This window comes from Kribbella sp. CWNU-51 (assembly GCF_054073265.1).
In genome coordinates this window covers 174,801-190,303 of record NZ_JBSXMZ010000013.1, presented here as the reverse complement: position 1 = coordinate 190,303, position 15,503 = coordinate 174,801, and the positions used below count along the sequence as shown (strand labels likewise).

The following is a 15,503-nucleotide window of genomic DNA, read 5'->3' as shown; positions in this document are numbered from 1 at the left end:
CTCTCCCGCTCTTGCAACCGTCAGTGGAGTACCGCGATAGGCCGCATCCGGGCGACTGGCTTGACCAGGCCGTTGCGGACGAGAACATCGAGGGCGGCGTCGACGCCGCGGTCGTCGAAGTGCCAGGCGTCGGTGGGAGCACCGTCGTCGTACCGGAAGCGACGCGTCCTGCGATGGAGTGGGTCGGTGCCCGAGACGCCACGGGTCACCAGGTCGGACACGACGGTGCCCGCGCCGTGGCAGGCGGAGTACAGGCTGGTGGCCGCCCGGTCGCCGGCCACCGCGAGGTAGCTCGACGTGCGATGCGTGCCCGGCAGCAGGACCGCCTGGCCGGTGTCCGCGAAGGTGGTTCCGGGCGTCATCAGCTCCGCCGGGAAGGCCCGGCAGGAGTTGTGGCGGTGAACGACGCCCGTACAGGCACCGACCGGCTCCTCGTAGATGCTGTTGTGGGGCGAATCCACGACAAGCCGGCCGGTGGCGCCACCGAAGGAATCCGCCGCGATCCGCCGCAGTGCGGCGTACGTCGCCGTCCGGAAGGCGAATCCGTAGTTCATCGCGGCGGCGGTGGCGAGCATCAGCCGCTGGCCTTCGTCACTGGCCAGGGCCAGTGGCGTGCAGCCATCAGTGAAGTAGAGGCTGAGCCGTGCCTTGAGTTGCTGGAACGACCGGGCGGAGCGCAGGTGGAACCAAGGCTTCAGCGCCGCGTTGACGGCCTTGATCTGGCGCGGGTAGTCCTTGCGCCGGAAGAAGAGCCGCCCGATCTCGCCGGTGAAGACCCCGCCGCCACCGTGGTACTGGATGGTCAGCTGGCCCTCGGTGACGCCGAGCTTGGCGGCCCGGTCCGGGTCGAGGATCTCCTCGACCCGCTGCAGTTCGACGAAGTGGTTGGACGGACCAACGGTGCCGAAGCGGTACCGGGCCAGCTGGAACGCGACGCCGGGGAGCTCGGACCGCAGCCGGTCGATCCCGCCATACCGCTCGAGGTCGATCCGGCCGCCCTCCTCGATCCGCTCGAGGTCGTCGGCCGGGGCGTCCCAGCGGTCGACGCTGAACTCGGAGCCGTCCCGGACCGCCTTGACCACTTCCTGCCGGGTGAGCTCGCGGGTGCCGCGGGTCGGGTACGGGTACCGCTGCCGGACCGCGCGCATGAACACGTCGACGGCCTTGTCGTCGGGGACCTCGGTGTCGACCGCGATCAGGGCCATGCCGCAGTTCACCGACGAGCTGGTCAGGTCCGGCCGGATGGTTCCGCTGGTCGCGACGGCGACGCTGGAGGGCAGCTCCATCTTCGACTTGTGGTGGAAGTCGGGCAGGACGACGGGTGGAGCGGCCAGGTCCGCGCCCTCGACCCGATGACCGAGCGCGGTGATCGTCGCTCCGTCAGCCGGTAACAAGCGGCTGTCATCGAAGACCGTCGGGGGCTGGTTGACGGTGCCGTCGAGGACGCGGACGTCCAGTGGTGGCCTGGCCTCAGTGGTCATGCTGTGCTCGCAGTCGTCGTCGGAAGGTGTCGGTCAGAAGTCGTCCGGGTACGGCGACCCGGCCGAGACGAGCCCGGGGGACGGGCTGTACTCGGGCACGAGCCGGCGTAGGTGCCGGAACACCTCGTCGGCGCGGTTGTGGGCGGCCGCGTCGTACAGCTCGTGCAGGCCGGCCCGGAAGCCGGCGGCGGCCTGTGGCGGCCGCGTCATCGAGATCCGCGGGTGGTCGGTCGGCAGCGCTTCCTCACCGGCGCCGAACAGCTCCTCGGTGAGCTTCTCGCCGGGCCGCAACCCGGTGTACTTGAAGGCCACGTCGCGGACGTTCAGCAGGCTGGCGAAGTTCTGCACCAGGTCGACGATCCGGACCGGCTCACCCATGTCGAGCACGTACGTCGCCGAGCCGTCGGACATCCGGACCGCCTCGAGCACCAGGCCGACGGCCTCCTCGATGGTCATGAAGAACCGGCTCACGTCGGGGTGCGTGACCGTCACCGCCGAGCCGCTGGCGAGCTGGTCCCGGACGACGTGCAGGAGCGAACCGCGACTCCCGAGGACGTTGCCGAACCGCACCGCCGTCAGCACCGTCGATGATGGCTGCTGCGCGTCCAGGACGAGCTCGGCCAGCCGTTTGGTTGCCCCGAGCACCGAGGTCGGATTGGCCGCCTTGTCGGTCGAGATCAGCACGAACCGCTCGACGTCGTGGGCCATGGCCGCCTCGACCAGGTTCTCGGTGCCGCGCACGTTCGACTTCACGCCTTCGCAGGGATGCCGTTCCAGCACCGGCAGATGTTTGAGCGCGGCGGCATGGAAGACGATCTGCGGCCGGTGGTCGCGGAACAGCTGGAACAACCGCTCGGAGTCGCGGATGTCGGCGACGACCGTGTTCTCGGTGTCCAGCAGCGCCTCGCCCCACAGCTCGAGCTGGGTCCGGTGCAGGTTCGATTCGTCGTGGTCGAGCATGATCAGCTCAGCCGGTCCGAATCCGTGCACCTGCCGGCAGAGCTCGCTGCCGATGGAGCCGCCCGCGCCGGTGACCAGGACGCGCTTGCCGGCGATCGCCTCGGCCGCGTGGCGGCTGACGACATGCATCTCCGGACGGCCGATCAGCGGGCCCACCTGCAGGGCGCGCATGTCGGTGCCGGCGATCTGTCGCTGCAGAGCGGACAAGAAGGGTGGGAGATGCAACACGGTCACGCCCTGGGCGGCGGCGCGCAGTCCGAGCTGCCTCACCTCGTGCGAGGGCATCGACGGAATGGCGACGACGACCACGTCCACCCGGTAGCGCTCGAGCACCTGCTCGAGGTCGGCCAGGGTGCCGAGGACCCGGCGGCCTCCGTACCGCCGGCCTTGTTTGGCGCTGTCGTCGTCGAGGAACCCGACCGGCTGCAGCCCGAACGAGCTGACCCGGTGCAGGTCGCGGGACAGCGCGAGGCCGGCCTCGCCGGCCCCGAGCACGATGGCCCGCAGCAGGTTCGCCTGGCGCGGGTGTAGCAGCAGAGGCTGGCTCATTCCGTTCCCTTTCCGGAGATTCCCTGGTGGGCGATGTCGGCGATCGCGGTGCAGACAGCGCCGACCTGGTCGTCTGTCAGCCGGGGATAGATCGGGAGGGACAGCAGTTGGCCGAACAGCACGTCCGCCCCGGACAATCCGGCCGGCGGGACCAGGGCGGCCTGGCTGAAGTACGCCAGTTGGTGGACCGGGATGAAATGCACGGAGGTTCCGATCGCGCGCTCGGAGAGCCCGGCGATCACCTCGTCGCGATCGATGCCGCCCTTGAGCTGCACCCGGATCGGGTACAGGTGCCAGGCGTGGGTGCCGTACTCAGGATCCGGACGGTGCGGCAGCCGGATGCCGGGAAGTCCGGCCAGCTGCTCGTCGTACCGGGCCGCGATCTGCGTACGGCGGCGTTGCCAGGACGCGAGGTGGGTGAGTTGCGCCCGTCCCATCGCTGCCTGGATGTCGGTCATGTTGGCCTTCAGGCCCGCATCGGCGACGTTGTAGCGCCAGCTCCCGCCCGGGAGATACCTTCGCCAGGCGTCGGCCGTCATGCCGTGCAGGCGAGCTTTACGCAACCACTCCGCACGGGCCGGGTTGTCGGTGGTGACCATGCCGCCTTCGCCCAGCGGCAGGTTCTTGGTGGCGTAGAAGCTGAAGCAGGTGGCGCCGCAACCGCTGCCGATCGGCGTGCGGCCGGCGTACGTCCCGAGTCCGTGCGCCGCGTCGACAACCACCCGGTCGAGCGACAGCCCGGCGGCCTCGGCCAGAGTCGGCACATCGGCGAGGTCGCCGGCCCAGTGGACGACGGTCAGCGCCGCAGGTCGCCCGAACGCCCGTACGGCGTTGCGCACGGTCGCCGGAGTCGGCATCCCGGTCCTCGGGTCGACGTCGACCAGAACGGGCTGATGTCCCGCGTGGATGATCGCCTGGACGGCGCCGCAGAACGTCATCGTCGAGCTCAGCACCAGTGAGCCGCCCGGCAGCCCGAGCGACCGCAGCGCGAGTTCGATCCCTTGTGTGCAAGAGGAAACGCCGACCGCGAACTCCGCGCCGACAGCGGTCGCGAACTCCGTCTCGAACGCGGCCACCTCACGGCCGGTGGTCACCCAACCGGACTGCAGGACGCGCACCGCGGCGGCCTGCGCCTCCGCGGTGATGTAACAGTCCGCGAACGGTACGGCGACCTCGTCGGCCGGTACGGCGCGCGGCACAGCATTGATTCGGGTTGTCATCCCGATGCCCCCTCAGTGCCCTCTCAGGGCCCCCTGATTTCCCTCGACGCTACGGGCCGTGACTGCGGCCCGCGCCCGACGACGAGACGAGAACGCCTACGTCAAGAGGGTGATCCGGGGCGCACTGCGATGACGGACGCATCGGTCTCGTCGATTCCCTTCACGCCGTGTGAGCGCGCGAAGGCGACGAGTGCGAGCGCCGAGTGCTGCTCCGAGCGGCGCAGCAGACTCTGGATGTGGGTCCGCACGGTGTTCGTGGAAACGAACAAATGCTGGGCGACCTCGAATCGGGTCATCCCGGACACCAGGCAGCGCAGGACGTCCAGCTCCCGGGGCGTCAACTGGTCCACGAAAGCGGCCGCGGCTCGTTGCCTGTGCACGTCGGCCAGCAGGTGGGTGAGCACCGGTTGCAGCGTCGCCGGGGCGAGATACATGTGACCGTCGAGGACCTGCCACAGTGCGGCGATCAACGCGTTCAGTCGAGTGGTCTTGGTCAGCCAACCGCGAGCGCCGGCCTCGAGGGCCTGCACGATCAACCGCGGTTCGGTACTGCCGGACAGGACGATCGCGGCCGGCGGATCGGGCGGTCCGTCAAGATCCGCGAGCAGGGTGTATCCGGACTCGTCGGCCAGGGCCAGATCGAGCAGGACCAGGTCGGGCGGATCGGCGCGCAGTTGCCCTCTCGCCCCGTCGAGTGTCGAGGCGAGATTGACGCGGCTGATCCCCGGCTCGGCGGCGAGCACTCCGGCCAGCGCTTCGGCGAACACCCGATGGTCGTCGACCAGCAGGACCACCACATCGTCCCGGCCGGTCACCGGTCCCGGCCCTCGGCCAGCTCACTGACGTCGACCAGCCCAGCGGTGGCGGCCGCACGGGCCACCTTCCCGCGGCCGTGGACTCCGAGTTTCCGGAGGACCTGCTGAACATGCGTGCGAATCGTGTGCCGGCTGACGGCGAGCTCGTCGGCCATCTGCTGGGTGGAATAGCCACGCACCACCAGGCGCACGACCTCCAGCTCCCGGGCCGTCAGGGCGTCGACGACCACTGGTTGCCGCCGCCGATCCGCGGTCAGCCAGCCTTCGGACACCCGGGCACCACCGGCAACGGCTTCGATCGCCTGGACCAGGCTCTGCAGGCCGGAGGCTTTGCTGACCAGCCCGTCCGCGGAGCCACGGTCGTACGCATCCCGGGCGCCGTCGTCGCGCGAGTCGGCCAGCAGTACGACGTACGGCGCGGCGCTCAAGTCATGCAGGCGCTCGCCGAGCTCGGCTGTCGTCGGCGGTCCGGGAACGTCGATCACGCAGAGATCCACCCGCAACGGGACAGCCGAATCGAGGAGTTCCGCCGGATCGTCCGTCGTGAGGACGACCTCATGACCATGCCGGTCGAGTGCGCTCGCGAGGACCGATGCGAACAGCCATTGCTCGTCGCAGATCGCGAGTCTCATGCCGACCTCACCGAGCGCTGTCCGGCGGGCATGCAGAGACGAACCGTCGTACCGGCACCCGGTGCGCTGTGGAGCTCGAGGCGACCCGCACACGCGCGCACCGCCTGGGCAACGACGTTCAGGCCATGACCGGTTCCGGAGGCGACGTCACCGAAGCCAGGACCGTCATCGGACACCTGGACGAAAGCTTCGCCGTCGGCAGTTCCGACGTGGACCTGAACCGTGCCCGCGCCGCCGGCCGCCCGGCACGCGTTGTCGAGCAGGTTTCCGATCGCACGGCGGAGCAGGACCTGGTCGCCGGCGGCCACGACGAGTGCGGAGCGCTCGAAGATCACCGAGACCCGGTGGGTCAGCCGGACGACGTCGGCGCACTCACCCGCAAGTTGCGTCAGATTGACGCCGCCGATCTGATGAGCGGCGTCCGGCTCGACGTCCAGCAGTTCCGCAAGGGCGGTGAACTGTTGATGGATCAGACTCATCCTGCCCAGCACCGCGCCGTCGTCGATCGCCGCGGACGACGTCTCCGACAGCAGCAGGCCGGCCGCGACGTACTGCCGCAGGTCGTGGCAGAGCTGACTCAGATCCTCGGCAGATGTCCCACTCATCGGCCGTGACACGTTCACAACCCCCATCGGTGACCCCCTCAGGTCCCGACCGAGCTGGCTGCCCCCCGCAGTTCCGCGTTCCAGGTCCTCGACGACCACGGACGGTCACCACCGTCCCGGCCTGCCTGCTCGAGCCCGCAAGGCACGCGTCTCGGTCTAGACCTCCAGTACAGGACTTCACCGGTGAGAACGTGGAGGCTTTCGCCCATACGTCATGATTCGGTCATCTTCACGTCATCTTCTGTTCAGCTTGTTCAAACAACGTCTTGATCACAGAGCGCGATCAGGGCTGGTATTCGTACGCACCGAGGTCGTCGTACTTGCGCGGCCCCTCGGCGAAGGCGTTGCTCGTCGCCGGGTCGTCGACGCGCGGGAGGCCTTCGATATCGCTGGACTGAGCGCCGGAGACGCCCGAGTCGCCACGGTCGATCGCGGCCGAGCCGGCTTGCAGGCGCAGATTCCACGACGCCGGCGAGACGAACCTGGGGTCGGCCTGCACGCCGTGCGCCTCCTGATGAGTCGCGGCCTGCATGGCGGCCAGTGAGGTGAAGGTCGTGCCGAACGCGTACATCTTCCCGCTCGTGGTCAGCCAGACCAGGTTGTGGTCGACCGTCGTACTCGACGGCGCCGAGTCCCAGATCCCGATGTTGCCGGCGCGCCGCGCACAGGAGATGCCGTTGTAGGCGGGGTACACCCCGTTGTCGACCGCGACGTTGTCGACGACCTGGTAGTTGCCCGACGTACCCTCCACGTTGATCCCCGTCGTGCAGTTGCGGTAGACCGTGTTGCCGATCAGCCGTCCGCCGGTGACGTTGAGGTCGTCGATGCCGTGGTCGCCGTTGTTGTAGGTGACGTTCAGCGCGGCCAGGTTGTTGTCGCCGCCGGTGTAGAACTGGATGCCCGAGTCCTCGTTGTCGTGCGTGACGTTGCGCAGCACGGTGTTGCCCGGGCTGATCACGTTGATTCCGTTGGCATTCCGGCGGTACCCCTCGGCGTTGAAGCTGGCCGAGTTCCCGGTCACCAGGATGCCGGTGGACCCGGCGGTGACCAGGATGCCGGTGCCGTTGTTGTGGTGCACATTGTTGCTGCTGACAACGGAATCGGACGAGCCGCGGATGCTGATCCCGGGGACGGTCTTACCCGACACCGGCTGCCCCGCACCGGTCACCGTGTTGCCGGTCACCGTGATGTTGTTGCTGCCCGTCACGTAGACGCCGTCGTACTTGGTGCCGCTGAAGGTCAGCCCCGACACGGTGACGTAGCTGCGCGACGAGATGTTCGCACCGAAGCTGGCCGGACTCAGGACCGGATTGCGGCCCGGCCAGGCCGTGATGACGATCGGGGCCGAGACCGTCCCGGAGACGGCGGGCTTGATCGTCTCGGCGTACGTCCCGTTCCCGATGTTCAGCGTGAAGCCGGCCGCGAGCTTGCTGACTCCCTTGACCACGGTGCAGTACGGCGTGGTCGCCGTACCCGGGCCGGAGTCGGAGCAGCTGGGCATGGACTTGTCGACGAACAGATCCGTCGTCGCGCCGCGCGCGATCAACGGATTCGCCAGCATCAGGCCGCTCAGCACGACGGCCGCCGAAGTTTTCCCCACGAGCGTCATACGTCCAGCGTGGACCGGCCGGGTTCCGGCGGCATCGCGCAATCGACGTACGGCGGTGTGCTGCCGGGATGAGAAGGGCTGCGTACGCCGGGCCGGGCAGGTCCTGTGCCGGCCACGACGAGGGGGGGTGTCGATAGCCGGGACCGACCCGGCGCCCGGAGCCTGTGGGGGTGCATCCGAGACTGTCGACGCACGCAGCGTGTTCCCCCTCAGCAGGTTGCGCCGCAATCCGGCCGAAGACAAGAAAGATGACGTCGCTGTCATCGAGCGGTCAGATGGGCGACCTGCCATTGGCCGGGACAGCCAGCTCGAACTCAGCGCCACCACCGGTGGCGTTCCGGGCCGACATCGTGCCGCCGTGAGCGGCCACTGCGGACCGTGCCATCGACAGCCCCAGTCCCGTTCCCATCGGACCGAACGGCGGCATCCGGTGCCAGAACCGATCGAACACATGCGGCAGGTCCTCCGCCGGGATCCCCGGACCCGAATCGGAGATCACGATCCGGCATTTGCCGCCCGAGCGCCGGCAGCGGACGCTGATCCTGGCGCCCTCCGCGGTGAAATGAACCGCGTTCTCGACCAGTGCGTCCAGCGCCATCGTGATCCACTCCGGATCCGCCGTGATCACACAGTTCGCCACGCCCTCGACCCGCCAGTCCCGGTCGAACGCGGCGGACCAGTTGGCGACGAGCTCGCGGACCAGTTCGCCCAGGTCGACCGACTGCTTCTGGAGGGCGTCGCCGGAGTCGAGCCGGGCCAGCGCGAGCAGGCGGTTGGACAGGGCCGTCATCCGCGTGATCTGCCGCAGTGCGACCTCCAGATCCGCTCGGACCTCGCAATCGAGATCCGCGGCCGCCATCAGTTCCAGATGCCCACGCGCGATGGTCACCGGCGTCCGGATCGCGTGCGAGGCGTCGGAGAAGAACTCACGCTCGCGGTCGACCGCCTCGAGTTGCCGTGCGGCCATCCGCTCCACCTGCTTGACGGCCGCGACCCGGCGACGGGCGTGCCACACCATGACCAGGAGCACCAGCGGCATCAGCGGGATCTCGGCGAGTTCGGGCCGGGCCAGCACGCCTTCCGACGCGTGGGTGATCATCAGCCAGCCGCTCACCGCGGTGATCACGACGGTCGCCGCGACGGTGGGGACGACCGGCCAGATCCGGTACCCGTACGCGAGCGCGAGCGCGAGGAACATGATGTGGTACGGCCCGGCCTCGTGGCCGGGCAGGGCGAACATCAGTCCCATCATCGCCACGACGAGCAGGGCGGCGGCCACGTCGATGGCCAGTCCGACCCGCGGGCGCGAGCGGAAGACTGCGATCTGCGCCCGGCGGTCAGGCGCTCTGGAGCTGATAGCCGACATTCCGCACCGTCACGATGAGATCGGGGCGGACCTTCGACCGCAGGCGTCCGACACAGACGTCGACGACGTTGGTCGCCGGATCGAAGTCGTATCCCCAGACCTCCGACAGCAACTCCTGCCGGGAGCAGACGACATCGGCATTGCGCATCAGGTGGCGCAACAGCAGGAACTCCCGCTTGGACAGCACGGTCGGCCGACCGTCGACCAGGAGCTGGCGGGCCTCCAGGTCGAGCACGATGTCCCCGACCCGCAGCCGATTCTTCTGCCGATGGGCGGTGTCCTCGCCGAGCCGGCCCCGGACCCGGGCGATCAGCTCCCGGACCGCGAACGGTTTGGCCAGGAAGTCGACCGCACCCTGCTCGAGACAGCCGATCCGGAGCTGGACATCCCCCGTGGCCGACAGGACGAGAACCCGGAACGCCGAATCCTGTGCCATCAGGGCCGAGAGCACCGCCTCGCCGTGCATACCCGGCATCACCAGATCGAGCACGATCAGGGCCGGCTGCTGATCCAGCGCGAGCCGGATGCCGTCCAGCCCGTTGGTCGACGTCAGTACCTGGTAGCCCTCGGCTTCGAGCGCGCGACGGACGAACCGAACCAGGTCCGGCTCGTCATCGATCACCAGAATCTTGGTCATCCTCGCCCCCCTCAGGTGATGACCAGATGTCAGCTTGCGCTCGTCATTCTCACTCTACGCAGTGGCCAAAGGAAGACTTGTGGCCCAATCGTCGTGCCTTCAATCGCTTGTGTGAAAGCCTGTACGGTCGCCCTGGGTCGGAACTGAACGAGGAGGTAGCTGTGAAGGTGTTCTTGTCGACAGATATGGAAGGAACCGCCGGCGTTGTCGACTGGAGTCAGTGTCGCGGTCCCAGTCAGGAGTACGAGTACTACCGAGGGCAGTTGCAGGCGGAGGTCAACGCCGCGATCGATGGGGCACTCGCTGCCGGTGCGACCGAGTTCCTGGTCAACGACTCACACTCGACGATGCAGAACCTCCGGCCGGACGAGCTGCACGGCCGGGCGAGCTACCTGTCCGGACGGCACAAACCGCTGTACATGATGGAGGGGCTCGACGAATCCTTCGACGCCGCCTTCTTCGTCTCGTACCACGGGTCGGCGGGCTCCACGTCGTCGGTGCTTCACCACACGTACAACCCCCGGGCCATCGCCGAAGTACGTCTGAATGGTGTGATCACGGGCGAGGCCGGAGTCAATGCGCTGGTAGCGCTCGCTTACGGCGTACCGGTGGTGCTCATCTCGGGCGACCGGGTGACGATCGATGAGGCCAAGCCGTTCTGCCCCGATATCGAGGCGGTCGTCGTCAAGGAGTCGATCTCGCACAACGCCGCCCTGTCCCTGCATCCGGACACTGCCCGTGGGCTGATCCGGGACGGTGCGCAACGCGCGCTGGAACGGCTGCCCGACTTCCGGCCGCCGGCCATCACGCGGCCGGCCGAGCTGACCGTCCGCTACCACAACCGCGCACTCGCCGAACTGGCCTGCGCACTCCGGGGTGTCGAACAAGAAGACGAGAAGGTCGTTGCCATCCGCAACGACGACCCGCTGCAACTCTTCCGCACCTTCATCGCCGCCGTTCTCCTGAGCCGAGGAGTCAGCGAATAGCCCGTGTTCAGACGCCGGCGGCGGTGACGATGGCGTCGGTGGCGAAGCCGAGGAGGAGGCCGAGGAGGATCATCCAGGTGGTGAGTTCCTTGAGGCCGGAGCGGCGGGCGACGGCGAGGAGTTCGATCACGACGTACAGGATCGAGCCGGCGGCCAAGCCGAGGAAGGCCACCGACAGGGTGTCGTTGACCACCCGCTCGCCGATCAGGGTCCCGACGAACGTCGGGCCGCCGCCGATGAGGCCGAGCAAGCCGAGCAGGGCCCACGACGGGCGGGTTCCTTCGGCGGCCAGCGGCGCGACGATGCCGAAGCCTTCGGTGGCGTTGTGCAGGCCGAACCCGATGATGAGCAGCACGGCGAGGGAGATCTCGCCGGACGCGGCAGAGTTGCCGATCGCGAGGCCTTCGGCGAAGTTGTGCAGTCCGATGCCGACGGCGATCATCAGGGCGAGCTGGGTGGCCGGCGACCGCGTGGTGCGAGTCAGTTCGGTGGCGGCGGCTGCCCCTGGACCTTCCGACTTCGGTGGCGCGTTGCGGCGGGCGATCCAGCGGTCGTACCGAACCAGGCCGACCAGGCCGATGGCCAAGCCGACTGCGAGGACCAAGCCGGAGACGGCCGCCTTGCCCCACGCATGATCGGTCAACGCGACGTCGGTCGGCTCCCACGCCTGCCCGAGGACGTCCCACAGCAGGAACAGCAGGATCCCGATCGCCACCGCGTTCAAGGAGGCTTTCAGGCGCGGCGCCGGATTGCGCAGGCGCCCCAACGGGAGGCCTAGGAAGATGGTGAGCCCCGCGATGGCTCCGAGTAGGGCGATCTGCGAACTGGACATGACGTGCGCTCCAAGGACGAACCACTGAACCGGCGAGGCCGACTGTAGAGCAGGCGAGCCTTACCTAACAAGTCCTCAAGCATTCAAGCATCCATCACGCCGCCGACGTACGCCGCATCCGGCCGCCCGGCTAGAGCGAGATCCCCCAGGCGGCGAAGGTCGCGGGTGCGGGCTCGTCGAAGTGGCCGGCGTTCTGGTAGAGCCAGCGGACGTTGGCCGCGCTGATCGGAGTGTCGAACAGGCACAGGTCGTCGACGTCCGCGACCGACGAATCCGGGGTGTCGCCGCCCACATGCAACTCGCCCGGCTGCAGCAGGGCCCCCACGCCGTACGGCTCGACCGTGAACACGGCCCCGTTGAGGAAGAGCTGGATCGCCCGCTGATCGCAGGACGCTGCCACGTGCGTCCAGGTCTCGGCCGGGATCGACGCACGCGACGAGCTGACGATGCCGGTCGTGCCGCCGGTGCCGAACAGCCGGATCCAGAACAACTCGTCCAGCCGGCCCGCGTGCGCAACCTCGACCTGGCCGTTCCGCAGGACCAGGAACCGGGCGCCACTGCTGCTGGAGCGGCACTTGACCCAGGCCGAGAACGCCCAGCCCAACGGCGCTGCCGGCCAGGCCAGGGAGGTCCTCGACGCCCCGGGGCCGGTCCCGTTGGCGCCGAGCGCCGACCCCTCGATGCCGGACACCCACGAACCGGCCGCTGTCAACGTGAGGTCGTTCGCTGACGGCGACTTGTCGTCGCCGACTGTCCCGCTGCCTTCGTTGAAGTGGTACACGCCGCGCGCCACGTTGACCGGCCGGTACGGCGTGACGACCGGCGCGCCGCTCCAGTAGCCCGAGGTCACCTCGGCGAGGAAGTTCTTCGTGAAGGTCAGGTAGTCGTACGAGATCTGGCCGCCGCCACTCGCGTCACCGCCGATGTGCAGCCGGTGCAGACCGTCGATGGCCGGCGTCACGTGCGGCACACCGTCCCCGATGCTCTGGGTCGCTTGATCGCTCTCCAGCCGGACCTGCACGTACGTCGGGTTGATCGCGAACTGGAATCGCGTCCACTGACCGACCGTGAGTGCCGCCGTGCTGGTCACCGAGACCGTTCCGTCGTCGATGGTGGTCCAGGTCGTGGTGACAGTCCGGTCGGTATTCACCACCACGCGGACCCGCGCGTTGTTCGAGCTGTCGTCGATCGCGAGGATCGGGGCGGCCGAACCGACGGGCGCGCTGTCGAGCCGGAGCCAGCCGCAGATGGCGAGCCGGTCGCAGTCCGGGAAGCCGACCACACCGCTCGCGCCGGCTGCCGCCGTACCGGAAACCAGGGCACGCCCGTACAAGCCGGCGGTGAAGCTCGCTGACGGAGCGACCGTGAGGGCATGCCCGTAGCTGCCGAAGTCTTCGGCGGTGTCGTGGTCGAAGGGGTAGATGGCCAGCTGGTGGTCGATCTGCTCGGCGGCGATCAGGTCCGGCCAGTACGCCGCCTCGACCGGGTCGTTCCACCAGCGCAGGTCGTCGACGATCCCGTTGAGCGCCTCGGAGCCGGTGAGGGTGTTCCGCCCGGCTTCGACGGTGACCTCGGTGCCGGAGTAGGCGAGTGCGGCGCCGGCGTTGACCGACAACACCTCGACACCGTCGACGGCGATCTTCACGGTGTCGGTCGCCGGGGTGGCGTCGTACACGACGAGGACGTGGTGCTGCTCCCCGTCGCGGATGCTCGTGGTCGTGCTGTACGTCGTCCCGGCGATCTTCGCCTCCACGGTGCCGCTCGCGTTCGAGGCGTAGACGGCCCAGTTCAGGACGCCGCCGCTGCTCGCGGACGCGATGCATCGAGCCGCCGCGGTGTTGTCGCCGAGCTCGACCCACGCGGCGATCGACAGGCCGCCGTCGACATTGAGTGGGTAGAAGGAGTCACCTGCCTTCGGCGGTCGTACGACGACGTGCAATGCGCCACCTGTGCAGTTGAGGCCGTCGCCGTACCGGCCTGGGACCAGGGTCGCCGATCCGACGATGGAGCCGTGCAGGAAGTAGCCCGCGACGTCCCGAACCGTCGTACCGCTGACTGTGTTCGCATTGAACGTGTAGCCCGCCGATTGCGCCACAGCCGCCCCTAATTGGCCCGGCGGACCCGGACCGTCACCGTCAGATCAGCGCCCGCGGTTGCCGATCCGACCTGGTCGACGTCGACGGTGAGGTAGTCACCGGTCGCCAGTGCGGTCACGGCCGGATTGTTGCCGGTGGCACTGTTCGTGCCTGCCGCGATACTCGGCCGGTTCGCCTGGTCGGTGTAGATGGTGGCGCCGTTCTTGTTCACGTCCACGACGAGCGCGGCCCCGGCCGGAGCGGTGTGGACCGCGGCTCGCACCGTCTCGACGACGTAGTCGTGTTCCAGGTAGATCCGCGACTTCCCGGTCGCGACCGCGATCGTCCCGGTCACCGCGAACGTGTACGCCTCGACCGGCACGACCAAGACGCCGTCGATCGTCAGACTGCCCTGAATCTGCATCGGTAGTTCCCCCCCACCCGGATAGCGGTCGAGCGTATCAAAGGGGGTGGGGTGTGACTCCGTACCTGTGAGCCCGCAGCTTGGGTGGAACCGTTCCGCCCGACGGTTGCGGGCGAAGAAGGTATGGGGGATGGACGGTACGCGCGTGGCCTCGGGGGCCCGCTGGTTCGTCGGGGGTCTGGCGGGGGCTCTCGTGCTTGTCTTCGCATCGACCGCGGCCGCGCCTGCCCGCGCGGCGAGTGACGCGACGGTGACGCTCTGGCTCGATCGGTCCGACGGGCCGCCGGGCACCAAGGTGATCGCCACTGCCTGGGGGTACGCCGGATGCCATGCGCCGGCCGCAACCAGCTCCTTGACCACTGCCGAAGGCACAGCAGCCGGGGGCGGAGTGGTCAAGATCTTCTGGGAAGGCTTCGACGAGGCAGTCGGATCGGCCGTGGTTCCCACCAGTGGGGTGGTCGAGGTGCCGTTCTCCGTTCCCGCGGAGGCGACGGCGCAGCGGTACTCGATCGTGGCACGGTGTATGACCGATTCGAAGCTGACGGACGACGATTTGTTCGTGGTGACACGCTCGGAGGCCGCGGTCGTCGTACCGCCGAAGACAGTCCCACCGCCGTCAGTCCCGCCGCCGTCAGTCAGCCCGCCGACGGCTGTCCCGTCGACGCCTGTCCCGTCGGCGACGGTGACGCCGCAGACGGTCCGCGTTCCCAGGGTGGTCGGAATGAAGACGGCCGACGCCAAGGCCAGGCTGTCCGCCCTCGGGTTGGTGCTGCGGGTGACGTCCGGTGAGGGAGACGTCGTCGCCAGTCAGTCCCCGACGGTCGGATCGATGGTCGGCGTCGGCCACGCCGTACGAGTCACCATCAAGCCCGCCGTCGTGGCTCCTCAGCTGGTCCCGGTTCCCAACGTGATCGGCGAGCAGACAGCCACGGCGCGCTCGGCCCTGTCGGCCGCCGGCCTGCGCCTCGGCGGTACGGCGGAAGCCGACCGCGACATCGCCGGCCAGCAACCGGCACCCGGGACGCTCGTCGCCGCCGGGACCACGATCACCGTGACGTTCGCCGATCCGTTCCCGTGGTCGAAGGCAGCTCTCCTGGGGCTCGTCGTCCTGGCGTTCGGCGCTGTCACGTACGGCGTTGGGCGGCGGTGGCTGGATCGGCGCTGGGTTCGCAACAAACTCCGGGTTGTCGTGCCGGCGGCTCCCGCGGTCGTTCCACGGCTCACGGAGTCCGACTCGGAGCCGCCGATGCCGGTCGTGCGGCTGGAACCGCACGCTGACGCGGGCGTCCACATTCTCAAGGGGGACTGACAG

General features: G+C 68.7%; 14 protein-coding genes. 2 read left to right on the top strand and 12 right to left on the bottom strand.

What is annotated here, in order from left to right:
- Window positions 1-20: 20 nt before the first annotated feature.
- The 9 genes from ACXC9Q_RS17975 to ACXC9Q_RS17935 form a co-directional block, all read right to left on the bottom strand.
- Entirely contained in the window at window positions 21-1,481 is a 1,461-nt protein-coding gene (locus ACXC9Q_RS17975) for an RtcB family protein (RefSeq protein WP_457057710.1), read from the bottom strand.
- A 33-nt stretch (window positions 1,482-1,514) separates the two neighbouring features.
- Window positions 1,515-2,990, bottom strand: a complete 1,476-nt coding sequence (locus ACXC9Q_RS17970; protein ID WP_457057709.1) for a polysaccharide biosynthesis protein — start codon at window positions 2,988-2,990, stop codon at window positions 1,515-1,517.
- Complete coding sequence (locus ACXC9Q_RS17965; RefSeq protein ID WP_457057708.1) at window positions 2,987-4,210, bottom strand: DegT/DnrJ/EryC1/StrS family aminotransferase; 1,224 nt, start codon at window positions 4,208-4,210, stop codon at window positions 2,987-2,989. Before ACXC9Q_RS17965 ends, ACXC9Q_RS17970 begins: the two co-directional genes overlap by 4 nt.
- A gap of 101 nt (window positions 4,211-4,311) precedes the next feature.
- Complete coding sequence (locus tag ACXC9Q_RS17960) at window positions 4,312-5,025, bottom strand: response regulator (RefSeq protein WP_457057707.1); 714 nt, start codon at window positions 5,023-5,025, stop codon at window positions 4,312-4,314.
- On the bottom strand, window positions 5,022-5,657 hold the full coding sequence (locus ACXC9Q_RS17955; protein WP_457057706.1) for a response regulator transcription factor: 636 nt from the start codon (window positions 5,655-5,657) through the stop codon (window positions 5,022-5,024). Before ACXC9Q_RS17955 ends, ACXC9Q_RS17960 begins: the two co-directional genes overlap by 4 nt.
- Complete coding sequence (locus ACXC9Q_RS17950) at window positions 5,654-6,262, bottom strand: sensor histidine kinase (protein WP_457057705.1); 609 nt, start codon at window positions 6,260-6,262, stop codon at window positions 5,654-5,656. The genes ACXC9Q_RS17955 and ACXC9Q_RS17950 overlap by 4 nt, the downstream gene beginning before the upstream one ends.
- Before the next feature lie 283 nt (window positions 6,263-6,545).
- Entirely contained in the window at window positions 6,546-7,871 is a 1,326-nt protein-coding gene (locus tag ACXC9Q_RS17945) for a right-handed parallel beta-helix repeat-containing protein (RefSeq protein WP_457057704.1), read from the bottom strand.
- Between the two features lie 271 nt (window positions 7,872-8,142).
- Complete coding sequence (locus ACXC9Q_RS17940; RefSeq protein ID WP_457057703.1) at window positions 8,143-9,237, bottom strand: sensor histidine kinase; 1,095 nt, start codon at window positions 9,235-9,237, stop codon at window positions 8,143-8,145.
- Window positions 9,209-9,874: a response regulator transcription factor gene (locus ACXC9Q_RS17935; protein WP_457057702.1), complete on the bottom strand. Its 666-nt coding sequence runs from the start codon at window positions 9,872-9,874 to the stop codon at window positions 9,209-9,211. Before ACXC9Q_RS17935 ends, ACXC9Q_RS17940 begins: the two co-directional genes overlap by 29 nt.
- A 161-nt stretch (window positions 9,875-10,035) precedes the next feature.
- Between ACXC9Q_RS17935 and ACXC9Q_RS17930 the strand changes: the two genes are divergently transcribed.
- A complete protein-coding gene (locus ACXC9Q_RS17930) occupies window positions 10,036-10,860 on the top strand; it encodes a M55 family metallopeptidase (RefSeq protein ID WP_457057701.1) in 825 nt (274 codons plus the stop codon).
- A 7-nt stretch (window positions 10,861-10,867) separates the two neighbouring features.
- Here the strand turns inward: ACXC9Q_RS17930 and ACXC9Q_RS17925 are convergent, their stop codons facing one another.
- From ACXC9Q_RS17925 to ACXC9Q_RS17915, 3 genes are all read right to left on the bottom strand, one after another.
- Entirely contained in the window at window positions 10,868-11,692 is an 825-nt protein-coding gene (locus ACXC9Q_RS17925; RefSeq protein ID WP_457057700.1) for a ZIP family metal transporter, read from the bottom strand.
- Window positions 11,693-11,822: 130 nt separating this feature from the next.
- Window positions 11,823-13,787: a LamG-like jellyroll fold domain-containing protein gene (locus tag ACXC9Q_RS17920; protein WP_457057699.1), complete on the bottom strand. Its 1,965-nt coding sequence runs from the start codon at window positions 13,785-13,787 to the stop codon at window positions 11,823-11,825.
- Window positions 13,788-13,795: 8 nt separating this feature from the next.
- On the bottom strand, window positions 13,796-14,191 hold the full coding sequence (locus ACXC9Q_RS17915) for a hypothetical protein (RefSeq protein ID WP_457057698.1): 396 nt from the start codon (window positions 14,189-14,191) through the stop codon (window positions 13,796-13,798).
- 130 nt (window positions 14,192-14,321) lie between these two features.
- Here ACXC9Q_RS17915 and ACXC9Q_RS17910 point away from each other — a divergent pair, with 130 nt between their 5' ends.
- Window positions 14,322-15,500, top strand: a complete 1,179-nt coding sequence (locus ACXC9Q_RS17910) for a PASTA domain-containing protein (protein ID WP_457057697.1) — start codon at window positions 14,322-14,324, stop codon at window positions 15,498-15,500.
- Window positions 15,501-15,503: the final 3 nt, after the last annotated feature.

Coding starts and splice junctions, on each gene's coding strand:
- ACXC9Q_RS17975 (WP_457057710.1), bottom strand. CDS start 1,481: ATGACCACTGAGGCCAGGCCACCACTGGACGTCCGCGTCCTCGACGGC.
- ACXC9Q_RS17970 (WP_457057709.1), bottom strand. CDS start 2,990: ATGAGCCAGCCTCTGCTGCTACACCCGCGCCAGGCGAACCTGCTGCGG.
- ACXC9Q_RS17965 (WP_457057708.1), bottom strand. CDS start 4,210: ATGACAACCCGAATCAATGCTGTGCCGCGCGCCGTACCGGCCGACGAG.
- ACXC9Q_RS17955 (WP_457057706.1), bottom strand. CDS start 5,657: ATGAGACTCGCGATCTGCGACGAGCAATGGCTGTTCGCATCGGTCCTC.
- ACXC9Q_RS17950 (WP_457057705.1), bottom strand. CDS start 6,262: ATGAGTGGGACATCTGCCGAGGATCTGAGTCAGCTCTGCCACGACCTG.
- ACXC9Q_RS17945 (WP_457057704.1), bottom strand. CDS start 7,871: ATGACGCTCGTGGGGAAAACTTCGGCGGCCGTCGTGCTGAGCGGCCTG.
- ACXC9Q_RS17940 (WP_457057703.1), bottom strand. CDS start 9,237: ATGTCGGCTATCAGCTCCAGAGCGCCTGACCGCCGGGCGCAGATCGCA.
- ACXC9Q_RS17935 (WP_457057702.1), bottom strand. CDS start 9,874: ATGACCAAGATTCTGGTGATCGATGACGAGCCGGACCTGGTTCGGTTC.
- ACXC9Q_RS17925 (WP_457057700.1), bottom strand. CDS start 11,692: ATGTCCAGTTCGCAGATCGCCCTACTCGGAGCCATCGCGGGGCTCACC.
- ACXC9Q_RS17915 (WP_457057698.1), bottom strand. CDS start 14,191: ATGCAGATTCAGGGCAGTCTGACGATCGACGGCGTCTTGGTCGTGCCG.
- ACXC9Q_RS17910 (WP_457057697.1), top strand. CDS start 14,322: ATGGACGGTACGCGCGTGGCCTCGGGGGCCCGCTGGTTCGTCGGGGGT.